The organism is Streptomyces sp. NPDC001443 (genome assembly GCF_053597355.1).
The window spans coordinates 18,231-30,684 of the sequence record NZ_JBSFIA010000026.1; the positions used below are offsets into that span (position 1 = coordinate 18,231).

Annotated in this window: 13 protein-coding genes; 9 read left to right on the forward strand and 4 right to left on the reverse strand. The window is 66.9% G+C overall.

Going from position 1 to position 12,454, the window contains the following annotated elements; translation table 11 throughout:
- The first annotated feature begins 533 nt into the window (after positions 1-533).
- Together ACWC24_RS25170 and ACWC24_RS25175 are read left to right on the forward strand one after the other, a co-directional pair.
- Complete coding sequence (locus ACWC24_RS25170; protein WP_450665125.1) at positions 534-1,688, forward strand: sensor histidine kinase; 1,155 nt, start codon at positions 534-536, stop codon at positions 1,686-1,688.
- Positions 1,676-2,326, forward strand: coding sequence for a LuxR C-terminal-related transcriptional regulator (locus tag ACWC24_RS25175; RefSeq protein WP_450665126.1), 651 nt, complete (start codon positions 1,676-1,678; stop codon positions 2,324-2,326). The genes ACWC24_RS25170 and ACWC24_RS25175 overlap by 13 nt, the downstream gene beginning before the upstream one ends.
- 57 nt (positions 2,327-2,383) lie before the next feature.
- On the opposite strand, the gene ACWC24_RS25180 is transcribed toward ACWC24_RS25175, so the two are convergent.
- Positions 2,384-3,880, reverse strand: a complete 1,497-nt coding sequence (locus tag ACWC24_RS25180) for an MFS transporter (protein ID WP_450665127.1) — start codon at positions 3,878-3,880, stop codon at positions 2,384-2,386.
- Between the two features lie 241 nt (positions 3,881-4,121).
- Between ACWC24_RS25180 and ACWC24_RS25185 the strand changes: the two genes are divergently transcribed.
- The 3 genes from ACWC24_RS25185 to ACWC24_RS25195 all read left to right on the forward strand — a co-directional run bounded on the left by ACWC24_RS25185 (position 4,122) and on the right by ACWC24_RS25195 (position 6,448).
- Positions 4,122-4,508, forward strand: coding sequence for a hypothetical protein (locus tag ACWC24_RS25185; RefSeq protein ID WP_450665128.1), 387 nt, complete (start codon positions 4,122-4,124; stop codon positions 4,506-4,508).
- 459 nt (positions 4,509-4,967) lie between these two features.
- Positions 4,968-5,753 carry a DUF3592 domain-containing protein gene (locus ACWC24_RS25190; protein WP_450665129.1) on the forward strand — a complete coding sequence of 262 codons (786 nt, stop codon included), beginning with the start codon at positions 4,968-4,970 and terminating at the stop codon, positions 5,751-5,753.
- Between the two features lie 251 nt (positions 5,754-6,004).
- Complete coding sequence (locus ACWC24_RS25195; protein WP_450665130.1) at positions 6,005-6,448, forward strand: hypothetical protein; 444 nt, start codon at positions 6,005-6,007, stop codon at positions 6,446-6,448.
- Between the two features lie 173 nt (positions 6,449-6,621).
- On the opposite strand, the gene ACWC24_RS25200 is transcribed toward ACWC24_RS25195, so the two are convergent.
- The gene (locus ACWC24_RS25200; protein WP_450665131.1) at positions 6,622-7,599 is read right to left on the reverse strand and encodes a DUF4236 domain-containing protein; all 978 of its coding nucleotides are present in this window, start codon (positions 7,597-7,599) and stop codon (positions 6,622-6,624) included.
- A gap of 26 nt (positions 7,600-7,625) precedes the next feature.
- On the opposite strand from ACWC24_RS25200, the gene ACWC24_RS25205 reads away from it, so the two are divergent.
- Both ACWC24_RS25205 and ACWC24_RS25210 read left to right on the forward strand, forming a co-directional pair.
- Positions 7,626-8,144, forward strand: a complete 519-nt coding sequence (locus tag ACWC24_RS25205) for a hypothetical protein (protein WP_450665132.1) — start codon at positions 7,626-7,628, stop codon at positions 8,142-8,144.
- Positions 8,145-8,412: 268 nt separating this feature from the next.
- Positions 8,413-8,853, forward strand: a complete 441-nt coding sequence (locus ACWC24_RS25210; RefSeq protein WP_450665133.1) for a zinc-binding dehydrogenase — start codon at positions 8,413-8,415, stop codon at positions 8,851-8,853.
- Positions 8,854-8,892: 39 nt separating this feature from the next.
- Here ACWC24_RS25210 and ACWC24_RS25215 read toward each other — a convergent pair whose 3' ends face one another.
- Positions 8,893-9,660, reverse strand: a complete 768-nt coding sequence (locus ACWC24_RS25215) for an SDR family oxidoreductase (protein ID WP_450665134.1) — start codon at positions 9,658-9,660, stop codon at positions 8,893-8,895.
- A 187-nt stretch (positions 9,661-9,847) separates the two neighbouring features.
- On the opposite strand from ACWC24_RS25215, the gene ACWC24_RS25220 reads away from it, so the two are divergent.
- Positions 9,848-10,720, forward strand: a complete 873-nt coding sequence (locus ACWC24_RS25220; RefSeq protein ID WP_450665135.1) for a helix-turn-helix transcriptional regulator — start codon at positions 9,848-9,850, stop codon at positions 10,718-10,720.
- A gap of 288 nt (positions 10,721-11,008) precedes the next feature.
- Here the strand turns inward: ACWC24_RS25220 and ACWC24_RS25225 are convergent, their stop codons facing one another.
- Entirely contained in the window at positions 11,009-11,413 is a 405-nt protein-coding gene (locus ACWC24_RS25225; RefSeq protein ID WP_450665136.1) for a winged helix-turn-helix transcriptional regulator, read from the reverse strand.
- Between the two features lie 144 nt (positions 11,414-11,557).
- Here ACWC24_RS25225 and ACWC24_RS25230 point away from each other — a divergent pair, with 144 nt between their 5' ends.
- Complete coding sequence (locus ACWC24_RS25230) at positions 11,558-12,427, forward strand: SDR family oxidoreductase (protein ID WP_450665137.1); 870 nt, start codon at positions 11,558-11,560, stop codon at positions 12,425-12,427.
- The last annotated feature ends 27 nt before the right edge of the window (positions 12,428-12,454 follow it).

The following is a 12,454-nucleotide window of genomic DNA, read 5'->3' on the forward strand; positions in this document are numbered from 1 at the left end:
AGAGCGGAAGCGGGTACTCGCATGACCGGAAGGCGGAGATCACCGCCACACTCAGCGAGGTACGTATGAAATCGACCCAGGCGGATCGGGGTCAAGCGGGGTTCGAAATCTGCCCGGAAAACTGGTTTAGGGCGCTCGGTACACTACGCGCGTAGATTCGAACCCAAGACCCCTTCCCCACCCATGGGAATCGTCACGTTTGAACTGGCAGTACCGGGTGTGAAGGTTGTGAACGGTTCGCGCCCCGGACACGCCAGCAGCCTCAACGTGGCCAGCGTCGAACTTCGACAAGGTGATCTAGATCACATACAGTCAGACACTAGCCAGAGATATGGAAGCAGTCATTCCGTCCGAGTCCGGGCACCCTCCCTCACCGGCCAGAATGATCCCCGAGTTTTCTACCGATCGGTACATTCGCCATCCAGGCAACCCGCACCCCTTCCCAGCCACTGAAGAAGGGTGGAGCCAGATACACCGAGACAAGGGGGTCCGCTCTCCCCCACTTCAGACGACGTTCGCCTAATCTTGATCACATGAAGAAAGTGGTGCGTCAGGCTGCGCGAGCCACGACCCGGCTGGCCGGGTCGGTGGCGCTGACGTTCGGCCTGTATCTCTTCGTCACCGTGCTCATCATCACCGTGATCGCCACACTCACCGTGGTCGGCGCTTGGATGCTGCCCGAGACGGTGCTACTCATTCGACGTATCGCCGGGGCGAAGCGCCGGACGGTGACCGCCTGGACGGGTCGCAAGATCCCGGAGGCGTACACGCCACTGACCGGCACCATGCGTGAGCGCTTCCGTGCCGCGGTCCGCGATCCCGGCACGTACTCGGACCTACGCTGGCTCGGCGCCCAGTACCTCTACGGCCCCCTGGGACTGCTCATGGTGCTGCTCTGGCCGCTGGGGCTGGTCGTCGACGGCCTGTGGTGCGGGATCTTCCGACAGCGGGCGCTCGTCCTGCCGCTGATCTCCCGCCTGGCCGATCTGGACGCCCGCTGGTCCGAGGCTCTGCTCCGCCCCTCCCCCAAGGCTCAGCTGACCGTCCGCGTGCAGGAGCTGACGCAGACCCGGGCGGGGGCCATCGCCGCTCACGGCGCCGAACTGCGCCGTATCGAACGAGATCTCCACGACGGCACGCAGGCCAGGCTGGTCTCGCTCTCCATGCGCATCGGACTGGCCAAGCGGGCGTACGACCGCGATCCGGCGGCCGCCCGGCGGATGCTCGACGAAGCTCAGGACCTGGCGGACGAGGCCCTCACAGAGCTGCGCCACGTCGTCCGAGGCATCCACCCGCCAATCCTCACCGACCGAGGCCTGGTCGGAGCAGTCCGAGCGCTCGCGGCCGGCAGTGGACTCGATGTGAGCGTCGAGGTGAACGGCCTGGACGCGCCCGATGTCCGGGCGCCCGCAGCAGTGGAGGCGGCCGCCTACTTCGTAATCGCCGAAACTCTCACCAATGCCGCCAAGCACAGCGGGTCCCCCCGGGCCGCTGTGCGACTGGAACGCCTGCGCACCGGTCTGCGGGCGGTGGTCCGGGACGAGGGGCGCGGCGGGGTGGACGAGTCCGGGGGGTCCGGGATGCTGGGAATCCGCCGTCGAGTGGCCGCGCTGGACGGCTCGGTTGTCGTGACCAGTCCGGTCGGGGGACCGACCGTAATCGATGTGGAGCTGCCGTGCGTTTGGTGATCGCCGAAGACAATGCCCTGCTCAGAGAAGGCCTGGTATTGCTGCTGGGGTCAGCCGGCCATGAGGTCGTGGCAGTCGTCGGCACCGGGCCCGAGATCCTGCCGGCCCTGCTGGAGCACCGCCCGGACGCGGCGGTGCTCGACGTACGGATGCCGCCGGACTTTCGCGACGAGGGTCTGCGGGCCGCGCTACAGGCCCGCCGGGAGATCCCCGGCCTGCCAGTCCTAGTGCTCTCGCAGTACGTCGAGGAATCGTACGCGAACGAGTTGCTGGAAGGCGGAGCAGGCGGCCTCGGCTATCTGCTCAAGGACCGGGTGGGCCGGGTCGACGAGTTCCTGGACGCCCTGGATCGCGTCGCCGCCGGCGGGACAGCCCTGGACCCGGAGGTGGTGACCGAGTTGCTGACCCGCCGCCGGGACACACCCCTGGACTCGCTCACCCCTCGCGAGCGGGAGGTCCTGAAACTGATGGCCGAGGGACGCGACAACTCGACTATCGCGAGCACGCTCGTCATCACCGAACGCTCGGTCAGCAAGCACATCGGCAACGTCTTCCTGAAGCTGGGGCTGCCACCGAGCGACAGCGGCCATCGCAGAGTGCTCGCGGTACTGGCCTATCTGAACGACCCCCAGTCCTGACCTGTACGCAGCCGGACTCATGGGCGACCGGACCACGAGCCCGGTCGCCCATCCTCGTCAGACGTCCACCACGCCCTCCACGACGGCGGAACGTTGCGGGGCACCGCTCACCAGACCACCTCGGTCCGCCCGCCGCGGCGCCAGGACGGTGAGCGCGAGCAGCACACCGCCGCACGCCAGACCCACCATCAGCAGGAGCGCGTGGCGGACGGCGGCGTCGGCGTAGAGGACACCCTGCGCGGACACGGTCGCCGAGCCGGCCATGACCGAGAACATCACCACCGGCACGACACTGGCGAACCCGCTCTGGCAGACCTGGACGCTGCCCGCGATGGACGCCTGCTTCTGCGGCGGGGTGTCGGCGATGACCATGTTCGGCACCGAGCCGTACGCCAGACCGGTGCCCAGACCGTCGACGATCGCCCCTATCAGCACCTGCCAGAGGGCGGCATGGAAGAAGAAGAGGAACAGCCCGGACAGCGCGATCAGCGTCAGCCCAACGATCATGCACCACCTGGCGGTCACCCGACGGACGCCGTGGCCGACGCAGATCCCGCCGACCACCTGTGCAAGGGCCTGCGGGGAGGCGATCGCGGCGAAGCCGAATGCGGTCATGCCCAGCCCGTACCCGAGTCCGCCGATCGCCGGGGTGAGCGCCAGTACGGGCAGGATCGTGGCGGGGACGACGGTGGCTCCGTATGCCAGGGCTCCGGTGACGGCCGCGAGGAGGATCGGGCGACGGGTGAACAGCGCGACGTCCAGGACCGATTCCCGCGGTCCTCGGGACAACACGATGAATCCGGCGAGTGCCCCGCAACCGCCGACGAGGCAACCGACAGTCGCCGCGGACGACCAGCCCCACTGCTCCCCCTTGCTGATCGCCACCAGCACCAGGGCGAGGCCGCCCCCCAGCAGGGCGGCACCGGCATAGTCGACCCGGGCCGGCTTGCGCAGCGAGGACTCGGGTGTGGTGAAGCGGATGAGCACCAAGAGTGTCGTCATGGCGATCACGTTGAAGGTGTACATGCCCCGGAATCCGAAGGTGTCCAGAAGCCATCCCACCAGGAACGGCACGCCGACCCCGAAGACGCCGATGCCGGTCGTCGACACGCTGGCGGCGAGCGGGACGGTCCGCGGGGGAAACACGTCGCGCATCAGCGAATAGGTGAGGAACATGCCGGAGATGGCGAACCCTTCCAGACAACGGCCCACGAGGAGCACTCCGAAGCTGGGTGCCAGGGCCGACAGGGCCGCCCCTGTGGCGGCCACCATCAGCGCACCGAGCAGTGCGCGCCGTTTGCCGCGCAGATCGGCCAGTTTGCCCACCAGCGGGCTCACGACGGCGCCGGTGAGCATGTAGCAGGTGAGCAGCCAGCCGCCCTGATCGGTATGGAAGTGCCGGGCGACCTGGGGAAGGCCCGTTGCGGTCATCGTGTAACTCAGCGCGACCAGTTCCACCACCAGCACCATGGCGATCGTGGACACGACGAGTCGTGGGGTCCAGCCGGAAAGATCCGTGTCGGAGGGCTTCACCACCGGGGACTGTTGCGTCATTCGTCACTCCCTGAGAGATCGGATGGCGAGCGACGCTAGAGCGGGCCCGAGAGCGGAACAATCCGGCCTCCCGATGACTGGGAGAACAGCCCGGTTCGGTGCACCGACGCGGGGCGTGGGGTGTTGCCTGCTACACCTGTGGTTCGGGAGTGCGCCCTCTCGGTCCGGGACGCGCAGGACGGGATCGTGGAAGCAGGCCGGGAAACCGAGCCGCCGCCGATCCCTCCGGAAGGACCCCCTCATGGCCATCCACGCCACCACCGCCAGGACCCTCCGCCTCCGCGTCTCCGACCTGGTGATGTGGCTGCTCTTCGTCGGCGGCCTGACCGCGAGCCTCGGGGCCGGGGCCGTGCTGGAGGGCGGGCAGAAGGACGTGGTCACCTACGGCGGCTCGATCGTCTCGCTGATCGTGGGCAGCCAGATCGCCAGGAAGCCGCGCATCAAGGCGTTCCTGTCCACCCGCCCGGTGCTGTGGTTCCTGTTCCTGTTCAACGGCGCGGTGGCCACGCTCTGCGCCGTGTCGCTGGACGGGATGAACGGGATCATGGCGGCAGCCGCCATGGGCCTGGTTTCCCTGGGCGCCGCGGGAGGGCTCGTGCAGCGTCACCGCGAGCGGGCCGAGAGCTGATCTCTGGCAAGTGCCGGACTCTGGAACCGGCCGAGTCGGCCGGTGTTCCGCGAGCAACGACCATAGCGCAAAATTAGTTAACTATATACACTTTTGATTCGACGGGCGCGTCGACGCCGTGCCGCCGCTGCGCCAGAAGCACACGGCCGCGGGAGACGTGTGCGCAGGTTCGCATCCTGTCGGGGGCACTTCGCATGAAGTGCCCAAAGACCCCGTCACCAGCGGAAACGCTGAGTGCGGGGTCTTCGTGTTTGTGCAGGCGTACGCCGCTCGAAGCGGGCGTATGTCGGGGTCTGTGGACGAGGCGTGGACGGGATCTTGGTCTATTGCCGCAGGCCAGCCCGGAAACGAATAGCTCCTCCGGGCAGGGACGCGGAGCCTCTGCCGCGGAGCCGGCCACCACTGCAACCTCAGCGGCGACCGGTGTGTCCTAGCTCGTAACGGGGCGAGGAGGCGCAGATGAGTGAGCGCAAGTCCGTACGGAGCGACAGCCGGGGGAAGTACCGCTTTCTCAAGGGTTGGGCCTCGCTGGCAGGCGTCGTGGCCTTCGTGGTGTGGCTCGCATTCGATCCGTTCGAGCTGACCTGGAACCAGGTTTTCGGCGGCGCAGTGGCACTGTCCGCAGCGGGCGCTATCGCGAGCTTGCTACTACGGCGGTGGGGCTGGGCTCGTCGTCGGGCCGGCCGAATTCCTCCACCGGGCCGCCTCGCAGCGGGGCTGGTCACCAGTCTTGGTGTGCCATCGCCGCTGCGGAACCCCCGCTGGGCCAGAGCCCGATCGACTGCTGCGGGTTTCCTGCTGTTCGCCACCATCGCCGGATACATGGGATGGAAAGCCGGCCAGGAGGACCAGATGCTGCAGAACCTCCGGGAGCACGGCCAAAGGACCGAAGCGACCGTAGTCGCCATTGCCGGCCGGTCGGAAGAGGGCCAGGCGAACTCCTTAACCGTGCGCTTCACTACACCGTCCAGCACGGTGCAGGCGGATATCGATGTCGGAGACGGCTCGGGAAACGACGCGAAGCCCGGAGGCCAAGTACCCATCGTCTACAACCCGTCGGACCCCACGGAGGTCCGCCACGCTGACCGCCTGGACGGATCCGACGCCGACGGAATTCGACAGGGTTCCGTGGTGATCGGACTGCTCGCGGCAGGTTTTCTGGTGGGGACCGTCCGAGAGGTGGTGCGTGTCAAGGAGCAGACGGAAGCAGGCAAGACACCGGACACCCCCCACCCTGGAATCTGAGAACCGTGCATGACCTACCCGCCGAGAGTTCGGGACGAAAGGTCGTGCCAGAACCGTGCCAGATCGTGCGGGGATTCACGGGGAATGGCGAGGACCAGGTCGCCGGCCAATCATGCCTTGCAGCCGGTCCACCGCAGGTCAGCCTGGCCATCATCCGTAGAGCAGCCAAGCTTCCCAAGCTGAGGGCTCGGATGTCAGAGCCAGGTGCTAGTTTCCGCCCTCCAGGGGAAACAGGAAGGGGATGAGGGCTGGTGGGGGCTTCGGAGTGGGACTACTACGTGCCGTACCAAGAAGACCTGAACGCTGCGCTTCAGCAACTGCGGCGTGAGGTGTTCGAGGCTGGGGACTACTACTGGGTCAATGGTGGCGACTGGCGGCCGGAGGAGGAGCGAGAGCCTCGTCCGGGATCGCTGGAGGAGCTGTGGGATGACGAGTTGGTGCAGGAGGCTGGCACGCACTCGATCCTGGATATCTTCCGCGTCGTAGGACCTGACGACACGCCGGACTACAACACCGTGGAACCCGTGACGGCCGAGGAAGCACACAAGCTGCTTGGGACGGACAGACTGACCCGGGCGCATGTCAGGGACTTCGACGTCTTCCCCCGATCGCGATGGATCGGACGATGCGCGGTGCTGCACGACGACGAGGGCAACCCCCAAGAGATCCACTTCTGGGGCCACTCAGGCGACTGAACACAGACCCAGTGCACAACCGGCTGACATCCCCGCCTGACATCAACGAGTACGTACGTCAGCGCACCCGAGCACTCAACGGCGACATTCACAAGCCCGCTTGGGGCCCTCGCAAGCAGTCGGTGATCGAACTCCTAACTCGGGTGTCACAGGAGGCCAGATTGTTGCTGAGATCAGCTCTGAGTCAGTCGCGCGGCACGAGCCAAGGTCTCTACGAAGTGGAGATCTCGTGCGGCGGAGAACGTGGTCAGCATCAGGCGGTATGTCACCACGTCTGAGGTTTTCAGCGTTAGTTCCTTACCGTCCAGCTCTGCACTGACCAGCTGGGCCAACGGGATACGCACGTCATCGAGGGCCCGCCGGTGGACGACGACGCCACGCAAGTCTGCCGCAACCCAGCCGTCAATCGTCTTTCGCCGTGGCGCAATGAGCGGACCAAGGGGAGCGCTCGCTGTAGGAGCTGCTGGGATTCCTGGAACAGAGCGGGCTGGCTTGGCCTTTGTGTGGCTAGAGCCCGAGCGAGTGGTGGAGGTGGAGTAGGACACTCCAGGGGCAAGGCGCACTGTCGTGGTCCGGCGCCCGCGACTGTTCATGGTGACCCGCCCGGCTTTGCCTCCGATGCTCAAGCTGCTCGACTTGCTACCGAGTCGGACGCGCACGCCTGGCGCGATCTTGAACGACTTGTTGATGCGCAGTCCCATACATCCCCCAAGGCATTGGAGTAGCAGGCTAGCCCGGACACCACCAGCTTTGGGGTGATCTGCCAGAGATCGCTGGCGTCTGCTGCGTGGTCGGTCGGCGCGCCCACCATCGCGGCTGACTGTCTTCGGCTGAGGCTCAGACGGGGCGTGTCGAAAGTCCCGGCCGTCAGCCGAGCGCGCCGAAGCTGGGCCGTCTCTGGGCCGTCCGACGTTGCTCAACAGTGGCCAAGGGCGACCAACGACGACGACCAAGCGCACGAACCCGCCGCCCCTGAGCTGGGAAGCAGCAGGTCCCCAAGATCCCCGGCAAGACCCAGAAGAAGTAGTCATACCCGATCCCGACTTATAGAGGCCGCCGGCCAAAGCTCGCGCCAAGGCCCGCGCGGTTACACTGCGGCCTCCGGGGGGCGAGACCCACTTACAGGTGCTCCACCATGCCCGTCCTTCCATAACCTGAAGGCACCAGGAGTGCAGGCATGAGCATCAGGCCATCGTTGATTCAGGCCGAGCGGATCGATTGGGCTTCCTTGCGCTGTGGTTGCGGCAAGACAGGCGCCCATATCCCGGAGACTTTTGCCAATTTGCTCGAAGCCGGAACCCCGCGTGAATTTGCAGAGTCGTCCCTGGAAGGTCACGCCTACATTCAGTCGCTCCTTTTTGAGGTAGCAGCGCCCGTCACGTCACTGATCATGGCAGCCCTCAGTGAAGATCTAAGCGATACGCTGCGCGTCAAATTGCTCGCCTACCTAATATCCTGCGTTGGTGGAGAGTCGCACTGGACTGAAGTCGATGCTGGCGCGCCAGAGATTGAAGTGGACTGCCAGATAGCTGCCCGGGAGGGCATCTGGCAACTCTATCAGGAATACGCAACGGGCCGCGCAGACATGGCCAGAATCGCTCTGGAACTAGTCGACAATGACCCGGACCGGTTCGCTCATTTCGATGCAAATCTTATCGTCCGGCTCGATAAGCGAATGAAGAGAGTGCGTCACTGACGCGAGTCGGCCGTGGCACTCCCGAGTGCTACTCGCAGCCCAGGTGTGGCCGTGAGGGGCGGCGGCAGCCACCAGCACGGGCTGTGAACGGACTCTGGTTCTACGGAAGCGTGCCACTCGCGTGCCAGAACAGGCGGGGACCCACGGGGAATGGGGGTGCACAGGGGTACGTGCTACCGGATGCGTCCAAGGTAGGGGAAACCGCAGGTCACGCCCCGGATCACCCAGCCTCACTCCTAAAGCTGTGGTCAGCACGGTTGCTGCACTAGTGAGGCGTCGCAACCATCACGACCGGACTCGGCCACCAGCAGTCCCGCATGCCGGGACCTGTCTGGGACCTCCGAGGTCAACCAGCTTCGAGGGCGCCACCAAGGACGTCGACGTCGTCATCGACCTGGTGGGCGACGCCCACGACCGGACCAGCACCCGCTCGCCCAAGGTCCTGCGCCCGGGCGGCCTGCTGGTCGCCGTCCCGGCCGGTGTCTCCCCGGAACCGGCTGCGGCCGCCGAGGCGGCAGGCGTGCGGGTCACCCCGTACCTGGTCGAGCCGGACGGCGCCGCGCTGACCACGATCGCAGGCCTGATCGACGCCGGTGAGGTCGCCGTCGAGGTGGAGGAGACCTTCCCGCTGGAGCAGGCCGGCGCGGCCCACGCCCGCGCCGAGGCCGGCCGCACCCGCGGCAGGGTCGTCCTCACCGTCGCCGGCTGACCACCCGATGTGCCCCGGTGACCAGTGCGATCCTGCTGTTCATCGCTGTTCCTGCCGGCCCGGGAGCATCGAGAGGGCCTGCGAGCGCTGAGCCACCAGTTCGTCGTAGGTGCCGTCGCGCTCGGCCCACCGGTGCACCAGGACCCGATCGACGAGGATCTCGTGCGGAGTGGGCTCGGTCCCCAGCAGGTCCATCACCTCGGTGGCGAAGTCGTCGAGCGGCAGCGCGTGCGGGTTCACCTTTTCCTGTCCTGCCGTGGCGACGGCCGGAGGGACGAGCTCGACGACGCCGACACCGGTGCCGTCCAGCTGCGCGCGCAGTGCCTCGGCGTAGGCGTGCACCGCGGCCTTCGATGCGGCGTAGCTGGGCATGGGCGGGAAGGGCAGGAAGGCGATGCCGGAGGTGACGGTGATGAAGGTGCCGACGCCCCGCTGAACCAGGTGGGGGGTGAAGGCGTCGATGACTCGGATGGTGCCGAGCAGGTTGGTGTCGATCGTCGTTGCTGTCACCTCGAAGTGCGCGGGGTCGCGCAGGTCCTCCAGGAGCATGACGCCCGACATGGTCACCACGGTGTCCAGTTCCGGGTACCGGGCGAGCACGGCGTCACGGGCAGATGCGACGGAGGCACTGTCGGTGACGTCGATACCGAACGTGCCGAACCCTTCTTCGGCGAGTTCCGAGAGTGCCTCCGGGCTGCGGCCGCCAACAGCCACGACGCTGCCCGCTGCGGCGAAACGGCGGGCCAGCTCTCGCCCGATACCCGAGGTTCCGCCAACGATGAGAACGGTGCGGTTGGAGAGATCCACGAGATCTTCCCTTCAGTCCAAAGCGCCGACGGCGTTCAAGCCTGGCGCAGACAGTGATGTTCCCTGTCTCTTTCGAAACGGTGTCATCGCAGTCTTGACGGCGTTCGCAGGATGTGGCAGGGCCTCCGTCTTCCCTGGTCCTGCCAGGGCCCCCTCTGGGATACACGCACCGCATTACGGTGTCGGTATGAAGGATGAGGAATCCGGCAACCGGCTCGGCAGCTATCTACGTGCCCGGCGTGAGCTGGTCTCCCCGGAGCAGGCAGGACTCCCGCCCGGCGGCAACCGCCGCGTGCCGGGCCTGCGCCGTGAGGAAGTCGCCCTGCTCGCCGGGATCAGTCCTGACTACTACCTGCGCCTGGAACGGGGCCGTGACAAGAACCCCTCAACGCAGGTCCTCGAATCACTCGCGCGCGTCCTGCGGCTCGACGACGTCGAGCGGACGTATCTACTCGGCCTCGCGGCGGCACGTCCCAGGACGCCACGCCGCAAGCGGCCTGAGCACGTACCGGCGCGGGTGCACGAGTTGCTCGCCCACCTTCAGATCCCCGCGTTCGTCGAAGGGCGCGCGTTCGATGTCCTGGCCTCCAACCCCATGGCCGTCGCACTCTCCCCTCGCCTGCGGCCCGGTCAGAACAGGCTGCGCTCTCTCCTCCTCGACCCCGAGGAACAGGCATTCCACCAGGACTGGACGAAGGCCACCGCGGATTTTGTCGCCGCCCTTCGCACCACTATCGGGGACGACACCGGCAACCCCCGGTTCGTCGAGCTCGTCGGAGAACTCGCACTGTCCAGTCAGCGGTTCCGCACCCTGTGGGCGCGCCACGACGTCCGAAGTCTCGACGGAGGCACGACCACCGTCCACCACCCCGTCGTCGGTGAACTACACCTCCACCGGGACAAACTCCCCATCGACGATGTCATCCTCGTCGTCTACTACCCCGACAAGGACAGCGACAGCGACGAGAAACTGCGGCTCCTCGCCGCACTCTCACTCACCGAGTCCGCCGCCACGGCACACAGCAGACCGGCGGATGACCCGCTCCCGAAGACACCCTGACGAACAGTCACCGTCCCGGCGTTGCAACCAGAACGCCCACACCCTTCCGCACCGGCAGTCGCACCCACGGGCGATCTGCGAGTTCGCCGGCGCCCGCCCAGCCACCTCGCGGTAGCTGCCATCCAGCAGTACGGCCCGCGCCGCGCTCATCTGCCCCGGCGGGCAGGCATGGACACTGACCGAGGTGGCCCGGGTGGTGCCGAAGCCGACACGGATTGGGTGCAAAAGGTGCTCGATGTGCCCGTGGCCTCTGGCTCAGGAGAATGATCAATCGCCGACCGTCGCTGCCTACCGGGTGCGCTTGGTGCGGTCGTCGTACTCCCCGCGGGCGGTGATGACTTCCTCGATGTGCCGCACCGACCACTCCGTGAGCGCCTTCAGTGGTTCCCGCAGTGTCTGCCCGAGGGCAGTCAGTTCATACTCCACGTGCGGCGGCACCTCCGGGTAGACGGTCCGGCTGACCAGCCCGTCGCGTTCGAGGGTGCGCAGCGTCTGGGTGAGCATCTTCTCGCTCACGCCCGCCAGCGCCTGCCGGAGCCGGCTGAACCGGGAGACCCCGTTCCGGCCGAGCTCGCCCAGCACGAGGACCGCCCACTTGCTGCCGATCTGGTCGAGCAGGTCCCGCGACGGGCAGCCGCGCTCGTACGGATCAAATGACGGCATGGGTCCGGTCACGTTCTCGACAGCCGCCATACGTCTCACCTCAACACTTTCGCCTAGGTAAGTACCCTACCAAAAAGTGGCTACTTCCCAACAGAGAGTGCGCAGGCCACCCTGAATTCCATCCCGCCGTGGACGAACCGCGACAGTCGCGCCAGGTACGTGCGGAAGGAAGGAATGACCATCATGTCGATCGTCGTCACCGGAGCCACCGGCCAGCTGGGCAGGCTCACCGTCGAGGCGCTGCTGCGGCGTGGGATCCCGGCCGCGGACATCATCGCGACCGGCCGGGACATCGCCGGGATCAAGGACCTGGCCGACCGAGGCGTCACCACACGCCGCGCCGACTTCGCGGACACCGACAGCCTGGCCGAGGCCTTCGCGGGGGCGGACAGCCTGCTGCTGATCTCGGCCTCGGTCCCCGTGGAGGAACGGGTTGCCAACCATCGCCGCGTGATAGACGCTGCGGTGGCCGCGGGCGTGTCGCTGGTGGCATACACGAGCACGACGCACGCGGATACGGCCACCACCATCATCGGCGCCACGCACGGCGAGACTGAGGAGTACCTGCGGAACCGCGGAATCCCCAGCGTGCTGCTGCGCAACGGCTGGTACCTGGAGAACTACACCAGCCAACTGCCGCAGATTCTGCAGAACGGCGCCGTCGTCGGCGCCGCGGGCGAGGGGCGAATCAGCGCCGCGTCCCGCGCCGACTACGCCGAGGCCGCGGCGGTCGTCCTCACCGCCGAAGGCCACACCGGCGCCGTTTACGAGCTCGGCGGCGACGAATCCTTCACGCTGACCGAGCTCGCCGCCGCGATCTCCGCTGCGGCCGGGAAACCGGTTGCCTACGCCAACCTCCCGGCGACCGAGTTCGCCCAGGTACTGGCCGCCACAGGCCTACCCGCCAAGCTGGCGGAGGTCCTCGCTGACGCTGACATCGGCATGAGCCGCGGTGAGATGTACACCGATTCCGGCGACTTGAGCCGCCTGATCGGCCGCCGGCCCGTGACCCTGGCCGAGGCACTCGCGGTCGCGCCGCATTGACCCAGGGCCAGGGACTTTGCGAGGCGG

What these genes read in the sequence shown, in the direction of transcription:
- ACWC24_RS25220 (WP_450665135.1), top strand. Translation starts at nt 9,848, where the DNA reads ATGAAGGATGAGGAATCCGGCAACCGGCTCGGCAGCTATCTACGTGCC.
- ACWC24_RS25185 (WP_450665128.1), top strand. Translation starts at nt 4,122, where the DNA reads ATGGCCATCCACGCCACCACCGCCAGGACCCTCCGCCTCCGCGTCTCC.
- ACWC24_RS25190 (WP_450665129.1), top strand. Translation starts at nt 4,968, where the DNA reads ATGAGTGAGCGCAAGTCCGTACGGAGCGACAGCCGGGGGAAGTACCGC.
- ACWC24_RS25230 (WP_450665137.1), top strand. Translation starts at nt 11,558, where the DNA reads ATGACCATCATGTCGATCGTCGTCACCGGAGCCACCGGCCAGCTGGGC.
- ACWC24_RS25170 (WP_450665125.1), top strand. Translation starts at nt 534, where the DNA reads ATGAAGAAAGTGGTGCGTCAGGCTGCGCGAGCCACGACCCGGCTGGCC.
- ACWC24_RS25200 (WP_450665131.1), bottom strand. Translation starts at nt 7,599, where the DNA reads ATGGAAGGACGGGCATGGTGGAGCACCTGTAAGTGGGTCTCGCCCCCC.
- ACWC24_RS25205 (WP_450665132.1), top strand. Translation starts at nt 7,626, where the DNA reads ATGAGCATCAGGCCATCGTTGATTCAGGCCGAGCGGATCGATTGGGCT.
- ACWC24_RS25225 (WP_450665136.1), bottom strand. Translation starts at nt 11,413, where the DNA reads ATGGCGGCTGTCGAGAACGTGACCGGACCCATGCCGTCATTTGATCCG.
- ACWC24_RS25180 (WP_450665127.1), bottom strand. Translation starts at nt 3,880, where the DNA reads ATGACGCAACAGTCCCCGGTGGTGAAGCCCTCCGACACGGATCTTTCC.